The sequence below is a fragment of the Vibrio neptunius genome (genome assembly GCF_000967495.1).
In the GTDB taxonomy this organism is placed as follows: Bacteria; Pseudomonadota; Gammaproteobacteria; order Enterobacterales; family Vibrionaceae; genus Vibrio; species Vibrio neptunius.
On sequence record NZ_JXXU01000043.1, the window covers coordinates 77275 to 103588 of the forward strand.

A 26314-nucleotide genomic window follows, 5' to 3' on the forward strand; every position below is an offset into this window, starting at 1 on the left:
TATGGAACTGTTGAAATTAGCCCTGTTTATCCCTACGTGCTTTGCTCTCAATATGACGCCAGGCCCAAATAATTTGTTGTCGATGAACAATGCTCGCTGTTACGGATTTAAAACTGCATTGGTCGCTGGGTTGGGGCGCATTGTCGCTTTTGCTTGTATGATTGCACTGGCTGCGTCTGGATTGGCTATCGTTCTCTATACCTCCGAAGTGTTGTTTTTTACAATCAAGCTAGTGGGCGCACTCTATCTACTATGGATTGCGTTTAACCTCTGGCGCTCTCAATCCAGCCCAGTGGCAGAGTTGGATAAGACTCGCAACCACTTTGGGCTCGCTAAGCAAGAGTTTGCGCTCGCCGCGGGAAATCCCAAAGCGATTCTAATCTTTACCGCGTTTTTGCCTCAGTTTGTTGATGTGACGGCGAACGTGGATCAGCAGTTCTTGACGTTAGGAGTGACGTTCTTAGCACTTGAACTGGCGGCGATCAGTCTCTATGCACTGTTCGGTCTCTATCTGAGACATTGGTTCTTGAGGCCTGAGATGGCGAAGCGATTTAATCGAGCATGTGCTGCCTTTCTTGCTGTTTCGGGGGCCAATTTATTGATAAGCAGGCAGTAGCCACTTTTCCTGTCATCAACAATAATACCACCTGCATTATACAGGTGGTTTTATTGTTCTGTTTAAAAAAGGTTAGTTACACATTTTTTTTGTGATTAAACTCTCGCTTCTTTTTATTGTTAAATCTGTTGGAATTGAGCGGAATATTAAACTTTCTTGAATTCTTATTGATTCTATTGCTTAAAATTGCGACTCAGGTATTAGTAATTCGATGAATAAAACTTAATCTATATTTCGGACTTATAAAATAAAAAGGAAACAAGATGAGTTCTCCGTTGAATAAAAGCGTCTTATTGGCGTCTCTATTTCTAACCCCTACGCTTGCTCTAGCTGAAATGACTAATGGTGATTTCGAACAATGGAGCAGTTCCTCTCCAACAGGGTGGAACACAATAGACAGTGGCATCTCGGTGTCACAGGAAACCAGCATTGTCAAAAGTGGTAACAGTGCCGCAAAAGTGACGGTCAATACTGGTACCCAAAGCAACACGGACTTTCAGCAGTCTGTGAACGTGGTATCGGGGCAGACGTATCGCTTCTCTGTGTCTGTTTACCATACTCAAGGCAATGTTAAAGCCCGTCTGTATGTGGATGGATACCAAAACTACAGCGTGCCTAGCCAAACGGGTCAGTGGCAGGACATTGCGTACTCGTATACGGCGAGTAGTACCAAGAGCATTAACGTTGGGCTGCGCTTCTATGATGAATCTGGTTTTGAAGGTTCAGAGGTTGTCTACATAGATAACTTCCAGCCATTTGATGGTGCAGTAACGCCACCTCCAGCCACTTGTAGTCATCATGACCTTTCTTTCAAGCTGACGACTGACAGTTATGGTTCTGAAACAAGCTGGACGCTGAAAAATAGCAATAATCAGACGTTGTTCTCTGGCTCTAACTACGGTAACAACGCCAGCTATGAGAAGGCGATGTGTGTTGAATCAGGGTCGTATGTGTTTGAAATCCTTGATTCTTATGGCGATGGTATCTGTTGTAGCTCTGGAAATGGGTCTTACACGCTAGCGTCTAACGGTCAAACACTGGCCTCTGGCGGAGAGTTTACCAACGCTTCCCAGCATGCCTTTACGCTTGGTAGTAGTAACCCTGATCCAGAGCCACCAACCTCCAGTGACTACTATAAATCAGCCGAAGGTAAGACAGGTTATGCGTTGAAAACGGCGCTCTACAACATCATCAATAACCATAATTCTCAAGGCTACTCTGCCATCTGGAATTTGGTTAAAACCGCTGATATTGATAACTACTATGAGAAGGATGGAACGATTCTCGATATCTACTCGGAGAAGATCTCTGGCAGCGATTCGATTCAATTTACTAAAGTAACAGACCAATGTGGCCAGTATCGCAAAGAGGGCGATTGTTACAACCGCGAACACTCTTTCCCTAAGAGTTGGTTTGGCGGCAAAGTGGAGCCAATGAACTCAGATGGTCACCACTTGTACGCCACAGATGGTTATGTGAATGCAAAGCGCAGCAACTGGCCATTCGGTGAAGTGGGTAGTGCCACTTACACGTCTTCGAACGGTTCAAAAGTCGGTTCTGCCGTGTCTAGCCTGGGGTACGCTGGTACGGTGTTTGAGCCGATTGATGCGTTCAAAGGTGATTTGGCCCGTACGTATTTCTACATGGCGACGCGCTACGAAAACGAGATCGCTAATTGGGAAGGGAACAGCGATAACGCTAACGCTGTGCTTAATGGTACCAATACGACAGTATTTGAACCTTGGGTGTTAGCGATGCTAAAACGCTGGCATGCCAATGACCCTGTCGATCAGAAGGAAATTGATCGCAACAACGCGGTGTACAATTTCCAAGGTAACCGCAACCCGTACGTTGACCACCCAGAGTTTGTCAACATGGTCTGGGGAGACTAACCAAAATGCCCAAAGGCCTAACGTATGTTAGGCCTTTGGGTTTGTGCTCACAGAGCAAAAGGCAGCTAGTTTTTCGATAACATTGTTATTTGTTGATGGGTTTGATATAAAGCATTCCAAATTTTTATGCTTTAACGACAGTACACATGAAAAGGCTTTTGCTTGAAAGCTATTATTTCCTAAAAAACAATTTCAGCTCAATCTTCATTATTACTGCCCCTTTCGTATTTATGATGGCTGCACTCTCTGTGGCTCATGAGTTGAATCAAGAATCTCAAGTGTTTTTCGTTATGTATGTGGCTGTATTTATTGTTGCGCATGCTTACACATTTTGTAGATTGATTAAATACATGGCGGCAGTCGTTACCGGCGGTACTCGAGACTTATCTGTAACGCTTACCGAGTGTTTCAGACTTTCAATTCTGTACCTCGTGTATGGTACTGCTATTGTTTTAGGTCTTATTGCGTTGGTCATCCCCGGACTGTATTTAATAGCGAAATATGCTTTTGCCGACTTTGAGTTTGTTCTTAATAGGCGGTCGACTTTTCAGTCTATGAGCGAGAGTTGGAGTATCACCTCCGGTGTTGTATTAACACTGATACTAGGTGGTATCGCTATTAATGCACCATTGTTCATACTGGAAGTTTTGATTACGCTATTAGAACCATCAAATTCGATAGCTTATTTTGTTTCTATAGGGTTTTCAGAAGTCCTTTCTTTGACTGGGTTGATTTTTAGCAGCATTTTCCATTTCCGTGTCTATACGAAAGTACTTGAAGAGAGAGAAGCGAATGACTAAGCGTTTATTGAAATTAAGTTTACTATTTCTATGTGTAATTGGGCTGTTGGGATGTCAATCCACCCGGGATTATGACTATCAAGGCCAATATGAATATACCGAAGAAGATGGGCATTACATTTTACTTCGTGAAGATAGCTCATTTGAGCTTTTCCAAAAGGGAGTGTTAACAGTTGGGACATATAAGGTCAAACTAAGCACTATCAATCTCTATGTTGACGGAAAATGGCTTACCCAAGGGAAAATAAGAAACGGCTATCTCACTGATTCAGATGGTGAGAAGTGGGTTAAAAAAAGTAACAACGAATTATCAAACAAATAAAGGAACCAAAGCTCGATGGAAAATACTCTCCTAAATAGAGATGAACCAAAAGGTAAGCCAGTAAAGGCCATTATTGTTTCTGTCCTAATTGATATTATCGGGACAACTGTACTAGCATTTGTTGCTATTTTGGGATTCGCCGGTTATTTAGTCAAAACTGGTGGGGATGCCAACCAGCTTGCAGCTGTACTGTTTCAATTTGATTATCAATCTCCTGTCCAGTGGGTACTTTTAGTCTTGGCTGGCTTGATATCTTGCTATGCAGGTTATTACTGTGCCAAAACGTCTCGAGTTAACATCTATAGGAATGTAGCGATTTCGGCGGTTATCGTGACGAGCATATCGGCATTTTTAAACGCTGATCTAGTTTCCACTGTTGAGAACTTTGGTTTATCCGTAGCAACGATTCTGTGCTATTTCGTTGGTGCCTATCTTTGGACCCGAAAGACGGCTTAATAGATATTGAATGAGTCAAAAAAGGGATGGCATTTGCCATCCCTTTATTGATATAACATCGTTGGCCTAGTCAACAGGCGTTATTTGTACTCGCCGCGAATCGACGCTTCCCGATACGCATCCAGTTTTCCTTCCGCTTTGAGTTTCGCCAGTCCTCGGTTGAAGGCATCGACCAGCTCTTGCGCACGAGGTGATTTTTTGGAAATGATCACGAAATAATCTCTCGCAGACAGCGTTTTCTCATTGGGCTCTATTTTGTCGGCTAAATTGAGTTTGTTGATGAGCTCCATCCCCACATCCATATCTTCCAACACGATGTCGAGACGGCCAGCGCTGAGTTTTTTATAGTTGTTTTCGGCACTAGCGATACGTTGTATGTTGATTTGCCCAGTTTTTTCCATATCTTCGACCCCATAGGCATACCCAGTGACACCGCCGATTTTGAAGTCCTTGAGGTCTTCTTTCTTACTCCAGTTTACTGGTTTACTTTTTTGTTGGAATAATCCGGTACTTAATGTGATAACGGAGTCGGTAAAATGGAAAAACTGTTCTCTGTCAGGGTTTTTACCCCATATCAGTGAACCATCAAAACTTCCTGCTTTGGATTCTTCGAAGCCTCGCTTCCATGGCATATAAGTAAACTCAACTTGATAGCCTTCTGCTTCAAAGGCTTCTTTGACAATCTGAGTCATGAAGCCTCCATTTTTAAGTGATTTGGACATGTACGGCGCCCATTCACCGTTGGCAAGTTTGACGGTGTTAGCTTGAGCTAGGGTGGCAAAGAGCAGAGAAACGGCCAGAGACAAAAAGGTTTTGGTTAAGCTGCGCATTTTTTCTTCCTTAAACATGCAAATAGATTCAATAAAAGAATAGTTGCTGATAAGGATATCACCAAAAAGTTTAAGGGCGATTGAGGCGATATTCGACTAGAAACCGTCATGTAGTGAATCAAAAAGCACCGTTTATCGGTGCTTTATCAGGGTTAGAATTCGCTGTCCGCTTCGAAAGTCATGGGTTGTTTAGTGTAAGGATGTTCGATCTTTAATCGTTGTGCGTGTAAGTGCAATCTATCGGCACGTTGGCCATAGAGACCATCGCCAACCATAGGCAAATTAAGCCCGAGATGATGAGCGCAGTGAACTCTGAGCTGATGGGTGCGACCAGTTTTTGGGTAAAGGTACAGCTTGGAGCGATTATCTCGTGTTTCAATTAGTTCCCAATAAGTTTCGGCAGGTTTCCCATGCTCAAAGCAGATGAGCTGTCTAGGGCGATCATCAGGATCGCCACGCATTGGCAACGTTATTTGGCCACTGGTTTGGCTGACTGCTCCTTCAAGCAGCGCCATATAGCGCTTTTGCACTGAGCGTGAAATGAATTGTTTCTGTAGGCTCTTGTTCGCGCGCTTTGTCAGAGCAAAAACCAGCAGTCCTGATGTCGCCATATCCAGACGGTGAATCACGAAGGGGCCTTCAACATCTGGGTAGCGCTGTTGCAAGCGTGTGTATGCGGAGTCCTTGATGGTTTTTCCGGGCACTGATAGTAGCCCTGAAGGCTTGTTGACGACAACCATGGCTTCATCTTCAAATAAGATTTCAAGTTCTTTGTCTTCAGCCCAGTTTTCTTCGAGCGGATTGTCATCAACGTCCATCCCCTCGAGCATATGACCCAAAATGGGGAAGCACTTACTTTGGCACGAAGGGTAGAACTTTCCATGCTGACGAACTTCTGATTTAGGCGACACACCCCACCAGAACTCGGCTAATGCGAGCGGCTTAAAACCATGTTTAAAGGCAAAGTGGAGCAGCTTTGGTGCAGCACATTCGCCCGCGCCTGCTGGTGGTACAGGGGCATTGGTCGGTTTGAAAATCGCATTGAGGGATTTCTCTTCTCCTCTGATATTTAGAAAGCGGTAGTTATCAAACAGCTTATTTTGCAACGTGTTAGACAGGGTTTTGCGTTGCTCTTGTAATGCATTCAGGTTGATGTTTAATTCATCTAGCTCGTGTTGTAAAACGGCAATTTTGTCATCCCACTCCAGCTTGAGGTATTTGAGCACGTTTTTTTCCGCGACGCTTTGTTTCGCCAGTTCATCAAGCCTGTTTTGTAGTGCTTCTCCAGCGAATGAGGATTCAGCCAGTTTACGTTGTGCTTTGCGTTCAGCTCGGCCTGCAATCATTGCCTCACGCTGTAACTGCTCTTGCTGCTGATACTCAGAGGTGAGTTGTTTTATCTTAGAAGTCAGCTCGGCAATGCGAGGGTTGCTTTTTAATAGATTGAACTTCTTATTCGCCGCCATGATTTCAGCGGTTTCTGCCCGAAAGAAACTCTCTTCTGCCAGCATATCGAAAACAGGTGGAACAAAGCCTGGGAGTATGTTCTTGTCTGCTATCTTACCTGAAAAGGCTGAAAGGTAACCGATCTTGCCCTCAAGTGACTCTACCAGCAGTACCCCAAACATTTTGCCTGTCCCGCTTTGGCTGCCATCGATGCCAAAGTTATGCTGCCAGTGAGTTTGATCAGATAAGTATTGCTGTAACTCTTGCGCGGCAAGTTCACATAAAGGATGTGGTTGATAGAAAAACGGGAAGGTAAACTTGTCGGGTAAGCGATATCCATCAATGGGGGCATTGAACGGAGTAAACAAATTTTCAGGTTGATGCATGTCAGCTTACCATCGAGACGAATAAATAGGAGGCGAGATTGTACCTATTTGGGGTGTGATTACCAGTATGAAAGGGAAGGGGCTTCAGCCCAACTCGGGCTGGAGCCTAAACACGAAAAGACTATCGAATGTACTTAATGTTGGCGCTTATTAACCAGTGATGTGCGGTACCGTCCGTTTTGGTGATCCATAAGTCGCTATTGAAGGTTGTTACTCGGCCAGTGATGGTGATGTATAGTTTATTGTCGACAACACTTTCCACGCGAATAAAAGGATCAGACGTAACAAGAAAGGGCTGGGCCTCTTTTGCCGATTGCCCTTGAGCTAGCAGAAAATAATGATTGAGCTTGCCATCTTTGGGATCGTTAGATGTCGCTTTGTACCCGACCAGCTGAACGCCTTCGGCGATGGGGCGGTTGACGATCTCTTGCCCAAGGCGAACATGTGTTGGGATAAAAACGTAAGCAAGGAGCAAGCTCAGAGCCGAAATGAATATGATGATTATAAGTTTGGCTTTAGACATGGTGTTATTCGCTACCTAATTTGAGGGGATAGTCTACCACAACTCCTACTAAGGAACGGACCGTCGACCGAGACGCTACTTTATTGTATTGATATCGATTGAACAAAACAGGCCAGCATTCGAAGTTTGTCGATCTCGTTAATTGACCGGAAAAATCCCCGCAACAGAAAGCATTGAGAGGATTTTCTTCGGTGAATAGTGTTTATTTGAACATGTGTTTCGCGTGGAACATCAGGTGTTCATCAATAAAACTAGCGATGAAATAGTAGCTGTGGTCATACCCGGTCTGCATGCGTAGCTCTAAATCGGAGCCGTGGGTTTCCGCTGTGGCTATCAGAGTTTCAGGCTTTAGCTGCTCAACAAGAAAGTTATCGGCATCACCTTGATCGACGAGAATAGGTAAAGGTGACTTGGCTAGTTTGAGAAGTTCGCTAGAGTCATATTCTTTCCAGCTTTCAAAGTCGTTCCCCAAATAAGCATTGAAGGCTTTCTGACCCCATGGGCATTGCATTGGATTACAAATTGGACTGAAGGCAGAAATTGACGTGAATTGCCCAGCGTTTTTCAGACCAATGGTGAGCGCGCCATGCCCACCCATGCTATGGCCAGAAATGGCTTTGACCGTAGAGATTGGGAAGTTAGCTTCGATTACCTTAGGGAGCTCTTGAGCGATGTAATCGTACATATGGTAGTGCGTAGACCATGGCTCTTGAGTCGCATTGAGGTAGAACCCCGCGCCTTTGCCCAGATCATAGCCTTCGTCGTCAGCAACGTCTTCACCACGTGGACTAGTGTCAGGCGCCACGATTGCAATACCAAGTTCAGCGGCCTTTTTAAACGCCCCCGCTTTTTGCATGAAGTTCTCATCGCTACAGGTCAACCCAGACAACCAATACAACACGGGAGCGGGAGACTCTTTGCTTGCATTTGGTGGGAGGAAGATAGCAAAACGCATCGTGCAATTTAACGCGGCAGAAGCATGAGTGTATTGCTTGTGCCAACCGCCTGCGACTTTATTCTGACTGATGTTGGATAAACTCATTGATATTCTCTCAGATAAAGTCGCCGCATCAGGTGATGTGGCGACTTATTAACGACTAAAACTAGGCTCACTGATCCATATGGATAACAGTACGGATGCTCTTACCTTCGTGCATTAGGTCAAAGGCTTCATTGACTGCGTCGAGGCCCATAGTGTGGGTAATGAATTCTTGAAGGCCAAATTCACCCGCCATGTAGCGTTCAACAATCTCTGGAAGCTCAGAGCGACCCTTAACCCCACCAAACGCACTACCACGCCATACGCGGCCAGTGACTAGTTGGAATGGACGAGTTGAGATCTCTTGGCCTGCGCCCGCAACACCGATGATTACCGACTCGCCCCAGCCTTTGTGACAACATTCAAGCGCTTGACGCATCACATTGACGTTACCGATACACTCGAATGAGTAATCTACGCCTCCATCGGTCATTTCAACAATGACTTCCTGAATTGGTTTCTCGAATTTCTGGGGGTTGATGACGTCTGTCGCGCCAAGTTGTTTTGCTAGGTCAAACTTACTCTCGTTGATATCGATGCCTATGATGCGGCTGGCACCAGCCATACGTGCACCAATGATTGCAGATAGGCCGATACCGCCTAGGCCGAAGATAGCAACCGTGTCTCCTTTCTGTACTTTAGCCGTGTTCAGTACTGCGCCCATACCAGTTGTGACACCACAACCTAGAAGACAGACTTCTTCAAGTGGTGCTTCTTTATTCACTTTTGCCAATGAGATTTCTGGAAGAACCGTGTACTCAGAGAAAGTGGAACAACCCATGTAGTGGAAAATGGTTTCACCGTTGATAGAGAAGCGGCTTGTACCATCTGGCATCAGCCCTTTACCCTGAGTTTCACGTACTGCCTGACATAGGTTAGTTTTACCTGAAGTACAGAATTTACACTCACCACACTCAGCAGTGTATAAAGGAATAACGTGGTCGCCAACTTCAACGCTGGTGACGCCTTCACCAACCATTTCAACAATACCGCCACCTTCGTGACCAAGAATGGAAGGGAAGATACCCTCAGGATCATCACCAGAAAGCGTAAAAGCATCAGTGTGACAAACACCAGTTGCAACGATGCGAATCAACACTTCACCTTTTTTAGGCAGTTGTACATCGACTTCTTCCATTTTTAGCGGTTCACCTGCAGCCCAAGCTACGGCTGCTTTTGATTTGATAAACTCTTGACCCGGTTTGATCTCTAGTGCCATTGGATTTTCCTTGATATTTAATTGTTTTTTATGACGTTGTAAGCGTAGACGAGGAACTCTTCGCTCGCAGCTTCGTTTGGCTAGAGGCTATTTTATATATTTCTTTAATGAAGATAATCCCGATTAAATGAAAATGATTTTTACATATTTGTAATAATGATAAACTTGCTGTCCGACTTTTTGGGAGAATTATTATGGCTAATTGGGATGGCGTGAGTGAATTTGTCGCGGTCGCAGAAACGCAGTCATTTACTACGGCAGCGAAGAGACTCGATACTTCTGTTGCACAGATCAGCAGGCGTGTTTCTGCGTTGGAAGAAAGACTTGCTGTTAAGCTGCTTAATCGTACAACTCGGAGAGTCTCTATAACTGAAGCGGGGCAGGTATATTACCAACAGTGCAAACATTTGGTCGAAGGACTAGAGTTAGCCGAGCTTGCCGTGACTCAAATGCAATCCACTCCCAAAGGGTTACTCAAAGTGACTGCACCGGTAACCTATGGTGAAACACACCTGGCACCACTAATGTTCGATTTTCTTGAGTCTTACCCTCAGGTTGACTTAGAGCTTAACTTAACAAACCAAAAAGTCGATTTGATTGAAATGGGTGTGGATGTGGCGATTAGGTTGGGTCGTTTGCAGGATTCCAGCCTAGTAGCGAAACGATTATCTAGCCGTCAACTTTATGTATGCGGTAGCCCTGAGTATTTAGCACGCTATGGTGAACCACATACTTTATCTGAACTGGAGAATCACCAATGTTTGGTTGGCTCTATTGATTATTGGCGCTTTAAAGAGAGCAAACGGGAAAAATCGCTGCGTGTTTCCGGACGTATTCATTGTAACTCTGGGTCGGCTTTATTGAATGCGGCTAAGCGCGGGTTAGGTTTAGTTCAGTTGCCTGATTATTATGTGAGAGAAGGGTTGGATGGTGGCGAACTGATTGAAGTATTGTCTGACTATCGTGACAACAGGGAAGGTATTTGGGCACTTTACCCTCAGAACAGAAACCTGTCCCCTAAAGTTCGACTTTTGATTGATTTTCTGGCGGATAAACTAGGAGGAAGCATGGGAGTCTAAATCTGCTTCCTGAATCGACTGCTCGACTATTTCCGCGATCTCTTCAGCTCGTTCTGGTGCGGTTTCTGAAACAGCATTGACCCATTCCTCGACGGATTCAGTCAGGTTACTTTCTTCGCGGTCAGCAGGCCGTAAATTGCTATTGGTTTCCACCATATTTGCTACCAGTTCCTGACTGACTTCGACAAGCTTGTCTGGGTCATGCTCTGCGAGTGTTTCAATCACTTTGATTGGTGTATTGTCCATAGACTCGGTAATCGCCGCTAGGACAGACATCGCATTCTCGGGCTCTTTTTCCACCAACCATTCAACGAGTTCTTCTATCTGGTTATCGTCAGATTCCGCTAAACGCTTCGCTATGTCTACGGACAGCTCTGGATTGGTCAAAGTGATAGCTCTGAAAAGCAGAACAGTATCAATATTGTCGAGCTGCGCTGCTCGCTCAGCAATAGACACCGCCCATTCCGGTTGTTTGCTAGCAAGACGACGAATAAAATTAATAGCATTGGATGGGTGTGATGCCGCTAGCGCTTCGACTTTCTCTAGAGCCTCTTCAACGTAAATCGAACTTTCCTGATATTCAGTTCGTGGGTCTAGGTCTCCGTGAATGGATGCAGGGGTGTGCATAACAAAACTTTCCTGTTCTTCCACTGGTAGTGCCTCGCGGACTGACATTCGATAAATGGTAAATATGATCAGCCCTAAATCCACCATGATGAGGAACGTAAACAATGCGCTATCATCTAGTCGCTCCATTAATACTGAAGCAGTGTAAGGGCCTATAATTGACCCGAGTGCGTAAACACACAGTAAGCCGGATAAAACTGAGACCAGTTGTGATTTTATCGCACGGTCAAACGTCTCTGAAATGCTTAGAGGATAAAGACAGGCGATCAACCCCATCGTCATTGCAACCAGAAGCAGTGGTGTGAATGTCCATTGCCATTCAATCGAAACGGGCAAAGCAAAGCTGACCACTGCGAGTGTAAAACAGCCTCCAAGTATGACTTTACGTCGCTCAAACCGGTCAGATAAATATCCCATGGGTAATTGCAGCAAGATTCCGCCAGCCGTGGCTGCCCCCATGAAAACGGAAAGCTGGAAGCCTGTAATACCAATGCCGTCGGCGTAAATGGGCAGCATGTTAGCAACGGTCGAGTATAGGATGCCACACACGAAACAGGTGACAAATCCTAGCGGAGAAAGCAGATAAATGGATTTGAGAGGGATGGAATCTGCTTGCTCGATTTCTGGCTCGAACTGAGAAATGAACACCACAGGGGTAACAGAAATACTAAAAAGTACGCCGCATAGAATAAAAAGCGTGGTTTCATTTGGCGGGGCGATGGCGAGACCAAACTGACCGAGCGTAATCGCACTGAGGATAACCACTTGATTAAAAGCAAGAATTTTTCCACGATTGGATTCGGTCGACACACTATTAAACCACGTATCTAAAGTGGTTGTTGCACAAGCAATACAAAAGCCCATCACCGCGCGCATTATTGCCCATATCCAGACGTCGGAACTCAATCCCATGATAAGAATCGCACTGGCTCCAAGACTGCCGCACATAGCAAAAGTTCGCACTAAGCCGATGTTGCGCAGAATGCGTTTGGCTAGGATCGCTCCCAGCAGAAATCCGACAGAGTACATGGAGAGGACGAAGCCAATCGACTGGATAGTGATATTAGCCTCTGTAAGCGAAACAGGGAGTAGGATACCGCTTAAGCCATGGCTTCCCATCAGCAAAAATGAGCTGATGAAGAGTAATGTTAGTGGTCTGAGTGTCGCTGCAATAGTCATAACCATTGATTTAAAAGCAAAAAAGAGCTATTTACAAGTGAGTTGTAAGTGCAGTGTTGTTATTTGGTTAATAGATGGAACCTGGTATCGGCTCGATGGCTGCTTGGTTGATGTGTCATGCTGAGGTGAAATAGCTTAGTTTTTCTATGATCTTGCTTAAGCATCGTGGCCAATAACATTGACAGTCGCTTGTCTCGCTTCTGACATTGAAGTTCAGTTGTCTCATTATCTTATGCGTGATTAGATTGGTTTCTACCAGACAGAAAAGGTACAGATGAAACTTAAAGTAACGGCTTTTTGTATTGCCACTGTTGTTGCCCAGCCAAATGCCTTTGCCGCCGAAGAAGTGACAGAAGAGCTTAATAGCCAGACTGTTTACATCGATGAAAGTGACGATTGGGTGAAATTGAAATCCGGTGAAGTGCTAAAAGGTGAATTGACTGGAACTGTTAAAAAGGAATCAAACTCTTACGATCAAGAAATCGAGTTCGACAGTGATGATCTTGGCGATCAGGAAATTGAACTCGAAGATGTATCTGTGCTTGAAACGGCAAGTTATTTCACTATTCGTACAGCTGACGGTGATATTCATGATGGTTATTTGTCTATTCGAGACAACAAACTCTATCTAAAAAAAGGCGATCAGGAGCAGTCTTTTCCAGTAGCTCAAGTGGTTTCCATTTATCGAGGGGCTGAAAAGGACTCTGACTATTGGACCGCTGACTTGTTCCTTGGCCTAGATATTAGCAAAGGTAACACTGATGAGTTTTCAATGCTGGGTGAAGTCGAGGCTGAGCGAAATACGGTCGAATCTAGAACCAAGCTAAATGCACGTCATGAGGTGTCTGAATCCAACAAAGAAAAAACGGCTCAGAAGAGCCAGTTTGACGGCTCTTACGATATTTATATCAACAACCGACTTTTTTTCAGACCAATCAAGTTTTCAGCACTGAGTGACGAATTTCAAAACTTGGAATATCAAGTCAATGCTTCAATGCAAGTGGGCTATTTTTTCGTTGCTAACACGGATGCAGAATGGGACGTGTCGATTGGCCCAGGTATGCAATACAGTGAGTTCTCGACCGTAGCAGCCGGAGAGGAAGATAGTGCCAGTAGTACGATTTTAACCTTGGAATCGAACTTTGAGTATGAATTGACTAAGGACATCGATTTCAACTATACCTATAACCTTGACTGGGCAAGTAATGATGCGGGTGGTATGCGCCATAAAAATGATCTTGGGTTTGATATCGACGTGGTAGGTGACCTAGAGTTCAGTATCAAAGCCAGCTGGGAACACGTATCTCAAACCAAGGCAGATTCAGACGGTGTCGTACCGGAAAACGATGACTATAAAATCAATTTTGGTCTGAGTTATGAAATCTAATCAAACCAAAAAGCGAAGCTAGGTCGCTTCGCTTGTTTGATTATTGATTCTCGTCTGCGTCTTGCCGTTTGATGACTTTATGGCCGTCTTCTGAGACGCCCTTTTTCCAATAGCTACTGATGTAGATATTTTCACGCTCTACTTCCTTTTCATTGCGGAAGTACTGTCTTAGTTGGCGCATTGAATCAAATTCACATGCACACCACACAGATACTTCGCCTTCCAGCCAAGGCAAGCCTTGGGTTTGTTCAGCAAGAGACTGTGAGGCATCAAGCCAAATAATCTTGATGTTTTCTGGTGCATTAATCGGCTGGCGGTCTTGTTCTGAATCGACTTGAATAACCGCATAACCGATAGCCTGTTCAGGTAGACTTTGAATTTTAACGCTCAAAGCTGGCAAAGCGGTCATATCGGCGACCATAAAGAACCAGTCAGCCTCAAGGTTCATCGTAGAGATCGAACCAGGCCCCGCGATAGAAATTACATCACCAACCTGAGCGCTCATTGCCCAACGTGCGGCAAAACCACACTGCAAATCTTCCGTGATGTGGCGAACAAAGTCGACTTCAAGGGTAGAGGATACGGGGTCAAACTGACGAATAGTGTAAGTTCGCATCACTGGACGTTGTTCTTCGCCTAGTTGAGTTAAATCGGTACCACCTTCTTGATTAAATAAGAGTTTGATGTAGCCGCCGATACAGTCGACTGGAAATTCAGCTAACTCGGAGCCATGCAACGTAATCCGTTGCATGTTTGGCGTAATAGTCTGTGTTGACTGGACGGTGAGTTGTTTTGCTGATGGCTTATTCATATTTCTACTCGATAACTATTCTCTTTCGCATTTAGACTAACAGCTCTTTCATCGGCGAGACAGTATCTTTAACAATATTTACATTGGAATGCCTGCTTACAGCATCGGTAAGGTTGAACCAACCAATAGCGCAGCCATCAGCATATTGAAACTTCTCACTCTTATATTGCTTGTTAACCAGCGCTGGAGTTCTCGCCCTGCAATGATCCAGAAGCTTCCTGATGGGAAATTGACTAATAAGAAGGTTGAGGCGATGATAGATAGCTCCAGCCAACCGCCGCCGTTACTGTACAAAGTGACGGAGCTGAGTGCCATGGACCAACCTTTGGGGTTCACCCATTGAAAACTGGCTGCGGCCAAAAAAGTCATTGGCTTAAAGTTTTCGACGTCCTTTGCTTTGCCGCTCAGGGCGATTTTAATCGCTAGGTAACCTAGGTATGCTAGGCTGACATACTTAAGAATTTTGTGAGTAACAGGGTAGGCTTCAAAAAGACCAGTCAACCCAATACCGACCAACATCACCATGAAGGCAAACCCAAAAGCCACCCCTGACATATGGGGTAACGTTCGTTTATAGCCCACATTTGCGCCTGATGTCATCAGCATGATGTTGTTAGGTCCCGGAGTGAAGGTCGAGACAAAGGCAAAGAGCACCAGAGCGCTCAGTTGTTCTAATTCCATAATAATATCCCTTAATCTATTGGGTGGAAAAGATTGCTAAATTCAATAAATTGTCTGACCGGTCAAGTTCTATAATAGGTGGATTAGAGCGCAATTTTGTGCTTTTATTCGAACCTTAGGCGTAAATTGCACAATAGGGAGGCGTTATGGACAGATTTGACGAAAGAATATTGCTTGAGCTTAAAAGTGACGGGAAAATAGCCAATGTAACACTTGCTGAAAGAATTGGTTTATCTGCTTCGGCGACATTAAGACGGGTACAAGAACTCGAACGGCAGGGAATGATTAAAGGTTACCGAGCTGTTCTTGACCGAACCCAGATGGGTGTTGGTTTTATCGCATATGTGTCGGTCGGGTTAGCGAGCCATCGTCGGCAAGCCCAGCTCGAGTTTGAGCAGCATGTTCGGTTTGTCGATCAAGTTGTTGAATGCCACAATATCACGGGTGCAAATGAATACTTGTTGCGGGTCGAAACTGAAGATCTAACCAGTTATAAAAAATTTCATGCCGATGTATTAGGTGAGTGCGCTCAGGTCAATGCAATTACGACTATGGTGGTAATGGATTCTCCTAAAGATCAAAGGTAATTAAACAGGCGTATGATTTAATATTCTGAGTTGATTGTAAAACATATTGATAACAAGGAATGTCATATATCTTTATGAAAGACTTGTTGTCTAAACAATGAAATGGAGTCGACGTTCTATTCTAAATGTTGATGGGCAAAGACACTTTTAGTGTGCAGTACCTTTCTGATAAATAAGTATAAAATATCTATAAATTCGTCCAACCTGTCATTGTGCCGATAGTTATTAGTCTATAAAGAGCGATATTAGATTAATTCCACATAAGGGATCGAAACAGTGACTTCGCTCTTAAACAACATGTCTATTCGTGCTCAGGTTCTCTCCCCTGTCATATTGGCAGCGATTTTATTATTGCTCTCTTTTGGAGTGACCAATAATAATTTAGCCAATGTGCAGAAAAACTCTGTAGTGAATGCTCAATCTTTGATTTTCTATAAAGATACCTTATCCAAAATTGATGATGAACTGTACTCATTGCGTATGCTGCCTATTGACGCTGAAAACCAAGTTCAAGTCGAAGAGAGGATAGCGCAGATAGAAGCTTATTTGTCGATGTTGATGGAGAGGAAAACGTTTGCTGAGGATATCGAGAAGATCCGTGAAGCGTTAGCTCGCTATGTCGCACTGTCAACCCAATTCTTTGACGTCGTGAGGCAAGGGGAAAGTGGTACTGCCGATGAACCCCAGCAACAGACTTTCATTACTCAGCTCGGCGCTAATGTCGATGAGATGACGAAATTGCTCAAGGAGATGTCGAAAAAGATTGTACACTTCTCAGGGGTGATGACAGCAGAAAACCAGGCCAACTACCAAACAGTTCAAAATACGGCAGCCATTATGGTATTTACCCTGTTGGTTTTGTCTCTACTCTTAGCTTGGTGGTTGTCGGGTATTATTGTGAAGCCGATATTGACGCTGCGCACGGCGGTAAGCAACGTCGCGGAGGGTGATATAAGAGTATCTTTAGACGTTAAAGGACGTAATGAAATTGCCCAATTGAGTCGAGATGTTAACAAAACAGTCAGTCGGTTACATTCGACCGTGCAAGCGCTGCGACAGACAAGTGAAGAAGTGTCTACCGCCTCCACACAATTGACTTCTGCTCTGGGAAAAACCGAAAATAATGCCCAGTTAGAGTTGAAGGAGATTGAATATGTTGTGGCTGCAGTCGCTCAATTGACTGGCGCTTCTCAGCATTTAAGCGGTAATGTGCAATTAGCAGACACCACTGCTCAGCAAGCGGATCAATTGGCTCAGTCAGGGTTGAATGTGTTTCAACAAAGTCATCAAGTGAATCAACAGATGAGTAAATCTCTTGGCAGTGCAGCAGAGGTGATACACATACTGAAAAAAGAATCAGAAAATATTAATGTTGTGGTGGAGGTAATAAAGAATGTCTCAGAACAAACCAACTTATTAGCACTGAATGCCGCCATTGAGGCGGCGAGAGCTGGCGAACTTGGTCGCGGGTTCGCTGTAGTTGCAGATGAAGTTCGGATGCTGGCTGGGCGCACTCAGGAATCAACCACTAAGATTCAAAGCATCATAGAAGATATCCAGCACCAAGCTAATTTGGCCAACGAACGTATGCAGAGCAGCCTAGATTTGTTAGCCAGTAGTAACAGTCATTCACATCAAGTCAGTGAAGCTTTGACGGGCATAACGCAATCAGTGTCCGACATCAATCAACTCAACATGAAAGTTTCCACCGCGACTGAACAGAACTCTCTGGTAGCTCAGAATATTAACGATAACATTACAACGATGCTATCTCTGGTTTGCGAAAACGTAGAAGCAACGAGCCAAAGTACTAACGCTAGCACGACCTTATCTAAATTGGTGGAGAAACAGAAAACTAAACTCGATTTCTTTAAGCTTTAATTGTGTTGTTTATAAGCGTTATTGACGTTTGAGTGGAAAGCAATGATTATTACTTATGAGTTGTTTTGTGGTTATATTATTGCTGTATATAATATAATTATTGAATGGTTTGTGTTGTGTTAAATTTGAATGAATGTTTATAAATGACAGCAATAAGCCTTCAATGCTAAGGGAAATATGATTTTTCCTTGACCAAGAAAACCATCGTTCTAGTATTAGCGGTTACTATGGATAGGACGGTAAATGAAGATGAAATATATATGGGTACTATTGTTGTCGCTATTTTTATCGGCTTGCGGTGGCGATGATGGGGGTAGTGGCAGTGACAGTAGTGAAACGACTCAGCCATCTAGTTCGACCTCAACGTTAACTTATCGCTCGTCAAATCAGGGACGCGCCTTGATTAATGTAAATGGACTCAGAGAAACCACATTAACTATAGAGAACAATGGCTCAGAGCAATTGGATCTAACGGTAGAAACGTCTGGATTGGCAGTGGGATTTTCGGTGACTGATAATCAATGTCACGGAGTAGAACTCGCCGCGTCACAGACATGCCAAATGACAGTTCAATACCTAAGAGATGAGAACTCCCAGGGTAGTATTACCGTCAGTGGTGTCGCTCAAAGTGATGGACGTCGGACGGTGTTGGATTTGCCAGTTTTTGGTATTAAAGATCCATTAGACGCAAATACCGATCAATACATTGGGCATATTAATACTAGTGATTTTTGTAACGCTATTAGCCTTTCTCTAATGGGGTGCGATTTATATAAGTTGGGTGAAGTAACGTCACCAGCTTCGGGTTCTTGGCACTCAGGAGCTGGGTCCTACACTTTCGCATTTAACGGGCCATTGATACAGACATACTACCCTGATTCTTTTCTTTTTATGACTCCATTGGTTGTGCAGCGTTCCTGCTCTGCTGGAGAGTTTTATTATGTCGCTCAGTATGGCTTCACGACGTCAGGAACAATCAATACATCCAGTAATCAAGATAATGTCTTTATCAAGTATCATCCACTGATGTCAGATGGCATAACCAATGGTGTTACAGGGCACACCGTTAATTTTTCTGGTCGGTTAAGTCTCACCACCAATCAGAATGACCAGTTTGCGGGCAATATCGCTCAGTCAGCTCATGACAGCGTTTGGTCAGGGCCAAGTAATGTACCAGCGTTACAGCAACTGCTTAATACAAATAGTAACGCCTATGTTAGCTCATCCTATACAGATACCAATAGTGGGCGAACTATATACGCCGTCAACAGCCTACTAAATAGGGATTATCTGCGAGCTTTACTGGAGTATTTACAACTGAACCCCGACCCACATGAAATTGACACTCCTTCAGATGCCCCTGGCTTGCAAGACCCTGTTTTTCAGGCCAGCGTGCTTCAGTATCGGCAAATGGTTGCTCAGCATTGTCAGACTGGCTTCAACTGATTTCTTTTACTGATGATTTTGAGTGATATTCAGTTGCTGGTGTCTTTTTAGCTCAGAATGTTTTAGTATGCCCAACTTGGTTCATTGAGAGGTTCATCTGTATTTGTACCTAAAAGTGAGCCAAGTTTGTATGCCTACATCTTTATTTTTTTATAACTGTTTGTTATATAAAGATATTTCTACAATCAAGTGTTGCTTGGTGTGCAACACCACTGTAAAGGATAGTTAAATGCCTATTATTACTCTTCCTGACGGCAGTCAGCGTCAATTTGACAACCCTGTTTCTACTCTTGATGTCGCACAATCTATCGGTCCTGGTCTTGCTAAAGCAACCATCGCTGGTCGTGTTGATGGTAACCGTGTTGATGCTTGTGATCTTATCGAACAAGATGCGAGCCTAGAAATCATCACAGTTAAAGATGAAGTAGATGGTCTAGAAATCGTTCGCCACTCATGTGCTCACCTACTTGGTCACGCGATCAAGCAGCTTTTCCCGGAAGCGAAAATGGCGATTGGTCCAACTATCGATAATGGTTTCTACTACGATATCGACCTTGAGCACTCTCTAACGCAAGAAGATCTAGAAAAGATTGAAAAGCGTATGAAAGAGCTTGCTAAGACCAAATACCAAGTCATCAAGAAAAAGGTTAGCTGGCAGGAAGCTCGCGATGCATTTGAAGCTCGCGGTGAAACATACAAGATGGAAATCCTAGACGAGAACGTTTCTCGTGATGATCGTCCAGGTCTTTACCATCATGAAGAATACATCGATATGTGTCGTGGTCCACACGTACCACATATGGGGTTCTGTCAGCACTTCACGCTACTTAACGTAGCAGGTGCTTACTGGCGTGGTAACAGTGACAACAAGATGCTACAACGTATCTACGGTACTGCTTTCCATGACAAAAAAGCGCTTAAAGCGCACCTTACTCGCTTAGAAGAAGCAGCGAAGCGTGACCACCGTAAAATCGGTAAGCAGCTAGACCTATTCCACATGCAGCAAGAAGCTCCGGGTATGGTCTTCTGGCATCACAACGGCTGGTCTATCTTCCGAGATCTTGAAGTATTCGTTCGTGAAAAACTGACTGAATACGGCTATCAGGAAGTTAAAGGTCCACTAATCATGGACCGTGTTTTATGGGAACGCTCTGGGCACTGGGACAAGTACGCAGAAGCCATGTTTACAACGGCTTCTGAAAACCGTGACTATGCACTTAAGCCAATGAATTGTCCTGGCCACGTTCAGATCTTCAACCAAGGACTTAAGTCTTACCGTGATCTACCGCTACGTATGGCGGAATTTGGCTCTTGTCACCGAAACGAACCTTCTGGTGCGCTACACGGTATCATGCGTGTTCGGGGCTTTACTCAGGATGATGCGCATATTTTCTGTACTGAAAGTCAGATTCAAGACGAAGTCACTAGCTGTATCAAGATGGTTTACGATACATATCAGACATTTGGTTTTGATAACATCGTCGTTAAACTATCTACTCGCCCAGAAAAACGTGTGGGTTCAGATGAAATCTGGGATCAGTCTGAAGAAGCGTTGAAACAGTCTCTTGAAGCGATGGATATTCCATACGAGATTCAAGAAGGCGAGGGTGCTTTCTACGGCCCTAAAATTGAATTTACGCTGCACGACTGCTTAGACCGTGCATGGCAGTGTGGTACGGTTCAGCTAGACTTCAACCTACCAGGCCGTTTGGGTGCGACCTACGTCGATGAAAACAACGAACGTCAAGTTCCTGTCATGATTCACCGCGCTATCCTAGGCTCATTAGAACGATTCATTGGTATTCTGATTGAAGAATATTTCGGTTTCTTCCCGACTTGGCTGTCTCCGGAGCAAGCAGTAATTATGAATATTACTGATAAGCAATCGGATTATGCTCAGGAAGTGGCCCAAAAACTACAAAAATGTGGAATTAGAGCTAAAGCGGACTTGAGAAATGAGAAGATAGGCTTTAAAATCCGCGAACACACTTTGAAGCGTGTACCGTATATGCTGGTTTGTGGCGACCAAGAGATGGAAGCCGGAGAGATTGCAGTACGTACTCGTAAAGGTAAGGATCTCGGCAAGTTTAAAGTGGATGACTTTATTTCTTACATCCAAGACGAGATCTCAAGCCGTAAGCTCAATCTGGAGGAATAAACTATTAAAGGCGGAAGACGCGGCCAAGTACCGGCCAAACAAAATGCTCATCGTTTAAACGGTGAAATTCGTGGCGTTCGTGAAGTTCGTTTGACTGGCGCTGATGGTGAATCAGTTGGCGTTGTTTCTATTCAAGAAGCGGTTGCAGCAGCTGAAGAAGCGGGTATGGACTTGGTAGAAATTAGTCCAAACGCTGAGCCACCAGTATGTCGAGTAATGGACTACGGTAAATTCCTCTTTGAGAAGAGCAAGTCTGCTAAAGAGCAGAAGAAGAAGCAAAAACAGGTTCAGATTAAGGAAGTTAAATTCCGTCCTGGAACTGATATTGGAGACTATCAGGTAAAACTACGCAACCTGACGCGTTTCCTTGAAGAAGGCAACAAAGTGAAGGTAACAATTCGCTTCCGTGGCCGAGAAATGGCACACCAAGAGATCGGTGTTGATGTTCTAAATCGTCTTAAGGAAGACACTGTTGATTTAGCAGTAGTGGAATCTTTCCCTAAGAAAATCGAAGGGCGTCAGATGATCATGGTGCTTGCCCCTAAGAAGAAGTAATTAACGGCTTACAAGTAATTAAACCCTGCCGTTTTTCAAAGCGGCGGGGCTTTATTCGCCCTGATTACATGTTTATTAAACTACTACAATGCGGAGTTATTCATCATGCCTAAGATGAAAACCAACAAAGGTGCTGCTAAGCGTTTCAAGAAAACTGCTGGTGGTATTAAGTTTAAGCACGCTACTAAACGTCACATCCTGACTAAGCGTACTACTAAGAACAAGCGTCAACTACGTCCAAACGCAATCCTTCCAAAATGTGAAGTGGCTGCAGTTGTTCGTATGATGCCATACGCTTAATTCTTTTTAGTTTATTTATCGTTTAGTTTAGGAGAAGCATAATGCCTCGCGTAAAACGTGGTGTACAAGCTCGTGCACGTCATAAGAAAGTTCTAAAACAAGCTAAAGGTTACTACGGTGCACGTTCACGTGTTTACCGCGTAGCTTTCCAAGCAGTTACTAAAGCTGGTCAATACGCTTACCGTGACCGTCGCAACAAGAAGCGTCAATTCCGTCAACTATGGATTGCACGTATCAACGCGGCATCTCGTCAAAATGGTCTATCTTACAGCCGTTTCATCAATGGTCTTAAGAAAGCATCTATCGAGATCGATCGTAAGATCCTTGCTGACATCGCGGTATTCGACAAGGCTGCATTCGCAGTTCTAGTTGAGAAAGCGAAAGCTGCTCTTTAATTAGAGTTAGTGATTAGGATTAATAAAAGGAGAGCTTCGGCTCTCCTTTTTTGTTTGCTATTATTCCCACACCTCATTCAATATCGCCAATCCCGTCGGTATTACTGTTCATCCATCGAAAAGATGTTTTAATGTTGCCTATTTTCCCCAATCAGTGATAGCAGTATTTAACTTCCTAGACTGAATCTGGTTAATTGAGCGTAGATATTCTAAGGCTTGAACAGAATTTGGTGAGTGGTCGCTATTCGAACACATCAATGGGGGGCTATGCTGCTCTAGGTAGGCGTTCTGATCAAGCAACGAGGTGAGAGCCACACCATACCAGTCGAACAATCTTACGCAACATCGACTACACTCTCTAGAAGTGTATTTGATGAGATCAGATCATGATTGTGCGAATTATTATTGGGTTAACATTGTACTTATTGTTCGCCCAAGTAACGGTAAGTGCGAAGGTTGTCTGGGCTATTCAGGACGAGTGGCCACCCTATGTGATTGATTCACATGATATCAAAGGGCTGGCACATGAGATTGTAGAAGAAGCGTTTGCTGTGCAAGGCTACAATATGAAGTATACCATCAAGCCATGGAGCCGTGCCTTACGAGAAGTGGCAACTCAACGCTATGACATTGCTCTCACGGTGTGGAAAAGCAGTGAGCGATTGGAGTACCTCTACTATAGTGACGCTTACTTAACCAACTCACTGATTTTTGTGACGCTTAAGAGCAATACGTTTGATTACGACAATTTAAAAAGCCTGAATGGTAAACGAATAGGTGTAATTCGGGGTTACGCCTACGATGATGCTTTTATGCATTCTAATGACTTTGATCGTTTAGATGCAGACAATTTAGCCACTAACGTTAAGAAACTTAAAACCGGAAGAATTGATGCGCTAGTAGCAGATAAGATCTTTTTTCGCTGGTTTTTAAAGAATAGCGGCATGGATATTGATGAGTTTGCTCTGATTGAGAAACCGTTAGCTGCAAACCCCTTATACATAGCGACGAGTCGCGATCACCCCAAAAAAGAGCAGATTATTTCGGCTTTTAATTCAGGTCTGAAAGTGCTCCAACAGTCGGGGAGGATCTCCGCCATTTTTGAAAAGTACGAATAGTGTGCATTTCCAACCTGAATGCGATTAGGGTGACATTATGGGCCGAAACAAAATGTCGCAACATCATCCACTCATATTAGTCTTTGAGGAACTTTGTCATGTACTTTAAGCGGTCACACTTCACCCTTGCCTTGTTGTTGTTTTGGAGCCAGACGGTGATGGCTACCACATTGAAAGTATCTCAGGATTTGTGGCCACCTTACATTATGAATTCTGTGCAAGGCAGTGGTGTTGCCCATGATATTGTTGCCGATGCATTGCTGTCAGCCGGATACGAGCTAGAGTTCTCAATAAAGCCTTGGACTAGGGTACTCAAGGAGACCATGACTGGTCAAAATGACGTTATTGTTTCCCTATGGAAAACCGAAAAGAGAGAAAAATACCTTCGCTTTAGCGAGCCTTATACGAATAATGATATGGTCTTTATCTCTCGCAGCGAAGCACCATTTGAGTATCAATCAGCCGATAGTTTGCGAGGAATGAGAATTGCGCTAATTAATGATTATGCATACGCCAATAACTTGCGAGAGTACAAAGATATCATTCCTGTCCACACCTTAGATTTACCCAATAGCATCCGCTACCTAATGGCCCAAAAAGTCGATGTGCTCGTAGCTGACGAAGCAGTGGGAAGGTGGACAGCCCATGGAATGAGGATACCAAAAGATAAACTCTACTTTAGTAAAGCCTATTTTGACTCAACCCCACTCCATGCTGCGGTTAGAAAGGATCACCCCGAAGCAGAAAAGATCATCTCGATTCTAAATAACTACTTTAAAAATCATGCGGAAGGTAAGCTGGAAGCTCTGCACGTACTGTATGGATTAAAGGACTAAGTTTTAAGATAGAAAATGGGTCTCATTTTATGAGTTCATCTGCATAAATAGACAAGAGGCTTAAGTAAAGCCTCGACACATCCATCTGTGTATTGTTCGCTGCAAGCGGAGTCGATATATGACTCTCTAATATGCGGTCCGTACCGTAGTGTTATGGGCAAAGAGGCCCAGGTTTGGCAATTCGTTCAATCATATAGTCATCCCGAAGGTTACGATTGACCACCGCATGCCACGTTGCGCCGTTTTCGAGCGTAAATTCAATAGCGTAGTTTATCCCACTGACCACTTGAGTTCTTACTTGGTTGATTTGCTTGACTGATGACTCGTTGTTCATTTGACCAAGAATGGTATCCATCGCTCTCATGACTTCAGGCGTTATGCCTGAGGGGGACCATCCACCAGGTAACCCTTGTTCCATGCACACTGGGCTTTTAGCCTGTTCTTGCTCAGACTGCGATTGTTTAGCACAGCCTACAAGTACCAGCACAGATATGACTGACGAAGCAAAAATTCTGTTCATTATAATTATACCTTGATGTTAAGAGTGTAAGCGAAGCTTAGGTCAATCTATTACTAGAGTGAGTGGCTTCAATCATAGAGATTTAGATGTTCGACAAGTTAAATTTAGGTCAGAGTTGAGGATGAGGAAAGGGATTGCCGCTTTTCAGCATAGCAAAACGCAGTACTGAGGTGATAAACGCCTTATTCCAGTGGTTTCTATGGAATTTCAGCCAGCTAAAGGGTGTATAAAATTCTGGTACTTAATTTGCTGGTCATTAAACAAGTTCAGGTGTGAGAGCTACACTTACAATGTCCTCAACAGTGTTGGGCAGAGGAATAGATAATGAAAAAATGGGGATTGTTAACTACGCTCTGTTTTGCTTTAACTGGCTGTAGTACCAAGTTTGTATATAACAATATGGATTGGTTGTTGGTTGAGTATCTGGAAGATTTTGTTGAATTGAATGACGAGCAAGAAGCGCTAGTCAGTGAAAAAATTGAAGTGCTTAGTGATTGGCATCGACGAGAAGAAATTCCCAATTACATTCAGCATTTAGATCAGCTCATTGCGCTTGACCCCAAATCGTTTACTGAAGAGGACTTAAAGCAGCAAGAAGTGCAATTCCAGAACCATACTCAAAGACTGGTCAGTCAGATAGCGCCAGAAATGTTTGCTTTAGCCAGTGAGCTGTCGGATGAACAAGCTGAAGAACTGATGAACAATATTCGTGTTCGACATACACGTTATAAAAAGAAATATCAGAAGCTCTCTGAAGACCAAATTCGTGAAAACTATGAAGAAAAGATCACTGAGAATTTTGATGATTGGCTGGGTTCTGTGACGCCTGAACAAGAAAAAATGATCCAGGAATGGACCTCTCAACTCTATGTAACCTCATATGACTGGATTGATCATCAAACCAAAATGCGAGTTGAAGTGAATGCTTTACTGACCAATCGCATGCAGGTGGAATACTTCAAACCCCGTTTCCAGCAGCTGATGTTTAACCCTGCCAGCTTCTATTCTACAGAGCTTGAAGAAAAAATTGGTCACAACAAAGCGATAGCAAACAAATATCTGGTTAGAATTATTAACTCAGTAACAGACAAGCAAACCGCTCATTATCGCCAAGAGCTACGAGATTGGAGAAGCGTTGCAATGGATATTCAATAGCCGATTTGGGCGGTAAAAGCTTGGTGAAGTAGGCGAATTTAATCGTCACTTTAGTTTACCTCTCTCATCA

General features: G+C 43.9%; 26 protein-coding genes. 17 read left to right on the plus strand and 9 right to left on the minus strand.

Annotation, left to right across the window (positions count from 1 at the left end; translation table 11 throughout):
• Position 1 precedes the first annotated feature (1 nt).
• The 5 genes from TW84_RS14825 to TW84_RS14845 all read left to right on the plus strand — a co-directional run bounded on the left by TW84_RS14825 (position 2) and on the right by TW84_RS14845 (position 4086).
• On the plus strand, positions 2-616 hold the full coding sequence (locus TW84_RS14825) for a LysE family translocator (protein ID WP_045976406.1): 615 nt from the start codon (positions 2-4) through the stop codon (positions 614-616).
• 263 nt (positions 617-879) lie between these two features.
• Complete coding sequence (locus tag TW84_RS14830; RefSeq protein WP_045976407.1) at positions 880-2508, plus strand: endonuclease; 1629 nt, start codon at positions 880-882, stop codon at positions 2506-2508.
• Between the two features lie 146 nt (positions 2509-2654).
• Entirely contained in the window at positions 2655-3308 is a 654-nt protein-coding gene (locus TW84_RS14835) for a hypothetical protein (protein ID WP_045976408.1), read from the plus strand.
• On the plus strand, positions 3301-3630 hold the full coding sequence (locus TW84_RS14840) for a hypothetical protein (protein WP_045976409.1): 330 nt from the start codon (positions 3301-3303) through the stop codon (positions 3628-3630). Before TW84_RS14835 ends, TW84_RS14840 begins: the two co-directional genes overlap by 8 nt.
• A gap of 15 nt (positions 3631-3645) precedes the next feature.
• Complete coding sequence (locus tag TW84_RS14845; RefSeq protein ID WP_045976410.1) at positions 3646-4086, plus strand: hypothetical protein; 441 nt, start codon at positions 3646-3648, stop codon at positions 4084-4086.
• 80 nt (positions 4087-4166) lie between these two features.
• On the opposite strand, the gene TW84_RS14850 is transcribed toward TW84_RS14845, so the two are convergent.
• From TW84_RS14850 to TW84_RS14870, 5 genes are all read right to left on the minus strand, one after another.
• Positions 4167-4916, minus strand: coding sequence for a substrate-binding periplasmic protein (locus TW84_RS14850; protein ID WP_045976411.1), 750 nt, complete (start codon positions 4914-4916; stop codon positions 4167-4169).
• 152 nt (positions 4917-5068) lie between these two features.
• Positions 5069-6748: an RluA family pseudouridine synthase gene (locus TW84_RS14855; protein WP_045976412.1), complete on the minus strand. Its 1680-nt coding sequence runs from the start codon at positions 6746-6748 to the stop codon at positions 5069-5071.
• Between the two features lie 121 nt (positions 6749-6869).
• Entirely contained in the window at positions 6870-7271 is a 402-nt protein-coding gene (locus TW84_RS14860) for a hypothetical protein (RefSeq protein WP_045976413.1), read from the minus strand.
• 202 nt (positions 7272-7473) lie between these two features.
• Positions 7474-8313, minus strand: coding sequence for an S-formylglutathione hydrolase (fghA, locus tag TW84_RS14865; protein ID WP_045976414.1), 840 nt, complete (start codon positions 8311-8313; stop codon positions 7474-7476).
• Positions 8314-8380: 67 nt separating this feature from the next.
• Entirely contained in the window at positions 8381-9529 is a 1149-nt protein-coding gene (locus TW84_RS14870) for an S-(hydroxymethyl)glutathione dehydrogenase/class III alcohol dehydrogenase (protein WP_045976415.1), read from the minus strand.
• Positions 9530-9723: 194 nt separating this feature from the next.
• On the opposite strand from TW84_RS14870, the gene TW84_RS14875 reads away from it, so the two are divergent.
• Positions 9724-10608 carry a LysR family transcriptional regulator gene (locus TW84_RS14875; RefSeq protein ID WP_045976416.1) on the plus strand — a complete coding sequence of 295 codons (885 nt, stop codon included), beginning with the start codon at positions 9724-9726 and terminating at the stop codon, positions 10606-10608.
• Here the strand turns inward: TW84_RS14875 and TW84_RS14880 are convergent.
• Positions 10585-12414, minus strand: coding sequence for an MFS transporter (locus tag TW84_RS14880; RefSeq protein ID WP_045976417.1), 1830 nt, complete (start codon positions 12412-12414; stop codon positions 10585-10587). The two genes, TW84_RS14875 and TW84_RS14880, sit on opposite strands and share 24 nt — an antisense overlap.
• Before the next feature lie 274 nt (positions 12415-12688).
• Here TW84_RS14880 and TW84_RS14885 point away from each other — a divergent pair, with 274 nt between their 5' ends.
• A complete protein-coding gene (locus TW84_RS14885; protein WP_045976418.1) occupies positions 12689-13801 on the plus strand; it encodes a DUF481 domain-containing protein in 1113 nt (370 codons plus the stop codon).
• A 40-nt stretch (positions 13802-13841) separates the two neighbouring features.
• Here TW84_RS14885 and TW84_RS14890 read toward each other — a convergent pair whose 3' ends face one another.
• Positions 13842-14612 carry a siderophore-interacting protein gene (locus TW84_RS14890; RefSeq protein ID WP_045976419.1) on the minus strand — a complete coding sequence of 257 codons (771 nt, stop codon included), beginning with the start codon at positions 14610-14612 and terminating at the stop codon, positions 13842-13844.
• A 96-nt stretch (positions 14613-14708) separates the two neighbouring features.
• Positions 14709-15293, minus strand: coding sequence for a LysE family translocator (locus TW84_RS14895; RefSeq protein WP_045976420.1), 585 nt, complete (start codon positions 15291-15293; stop codon positions 14709-14711).
• 146 nt (positions 15294-15439) lie between these two features.
• On the opposite strand from TW84_RS14895, the gene TW84_RS14900 reads away from it, so the two are divergent.
• From TW84_RS14900 to TW84_RS14940, 9 genes are all read left to right on the plus strand, one after another.
• Positions 15440-15880: an Lrp/AsnC family transcriptional regulator gene (locus TW84_RS14900; RefSeq protein WP_045976421.1), complete on the plus strand. Its 441-nt coding sequence runs from the start codon at positions 15440-15442 to the stop codon at positions 15878-15880.
• A gap of 276 nt (positions 15881-16156) precedes the next feature.
• Positions 16157-17761 (plus strand): methyl-accepting chemotaxis protein, encoded by a 1605-nt coding sequence (locus TW84_RS14905; RefSeq protein WP_157634051.1) that lies wholly within the window; start codon positions 16157-16159, stop codon positions 17759-17761.
• 243 nt (positions 17762-18004) lie between these two features.
• A complete protein-coding gene (locus tag TW84_RS14910) occupies positions 18005-19207 on the plus strand; it encodes a hypothetical protein (protein WP_045976423.1) in 1203 nt (400 codons plus the stop codon).
• 229 nt (positions 19208-19436) lie between these two features.
• The gene (gene thrS, locus TW84_RS14915; protein WP_045976424.1) at positions 19437-21365 is read left to right on the plus strand and encodes a threonine--tRNA ligase; all 1929 of its coding nucleotides are present in this window, start codon (positions 19437-19439) and stop codon (positions 21363-21365) included.
• A 3-nt stretch (positions 21366-21368) separates the two neighbouring features.
• Positions 21369-21920 carry a translation initiation factor IF-3 gene (gene infC, locus TW84_RS14920; protein ID WP_071881323.1) on the plus strand — a complete coding sequence of 184 codons (552 nt, stop codon included), beginning with the start codon at positions 21369-21371 and terminating at the stop codon, positions 21918-21920.
• A gap of 105 nt (positions 21921-22025) precedes the next feature.
• Positions 22026-22220 (plus strand): 50S ribosomal protein L35, encoded by a 195-nt coding sequence (gene rpmI, locus TW84_RS14925; RefSeq protein WP_019275792.1) that lies wholly within the window; start codon positions 22026-22028, stop codon positions 22218-22220.
• 41 nt (positions 22221-22261) lie between these two features.
• The gene (gene rplT / locus TW84_RS14930; protein WP_004401084.1) at positions 22262-22615 is read left to right on the plus strand and encodes a 50S ribosomal protein L20; all 354 of its coding nucleotides are present in this window, start codon (positions 22262-22264) and stop codon (positions 22613-22615) included.
• A gap of 386 nt (positions 22616-23001) precedes the next feature.
• Entirely contained in the window at positions 23002-23733 is a 732-nt protein-coding gene (locus TW84_RS14935; protein ID WP_045976425.1) for a substrate-binding periplasmic protein, read from the plus strand.
• Between the two features lie 98 nt (positions 23734-23831).
• Positions 23832-24569 carry a substrate-binding periplasmic protein gene (locus TW84_RS14940; protein ID WP_071209562.1) on the plus strand — a complete coding sequence of 246 codons (738 nt, stop codon included), beginning with the start codon at positions 23832-23834 and terminating at the stop codon, positions 24567-24569.
• Between the two features lie 151 nt (positions 24570-24720).
• Here the strand turns inward: TW84_RS14940 and TW84_RS14945 are convergent, their stop codons facing one another.
• Positions 24721-25089 (minus strand): cystatin family protein, encoded by a 369-nt coding sequence (locus tag TW84_RS14945; protein WP_045976426.1) that lies wholly within the window; start codon positions 25087-25089, stop codon positions 24721-24723.
• 324 nt (positions 25090-25413) lie between these two features.
• Between TW84_RS14945 and TW84_RS14950 the strand changes: the two genes are divergently transcribed.
• Entirely contained in the window at positions 25414-26244 is an 831-nt protein-coding gene (locus tag TW84_RS14950; RefSeq protein ID WP_045976427.1) for a DUF6279 family lipoprotein, read from the plus strand.
• Positions 26245-26314: the final 70 nt, after the last annotated feature.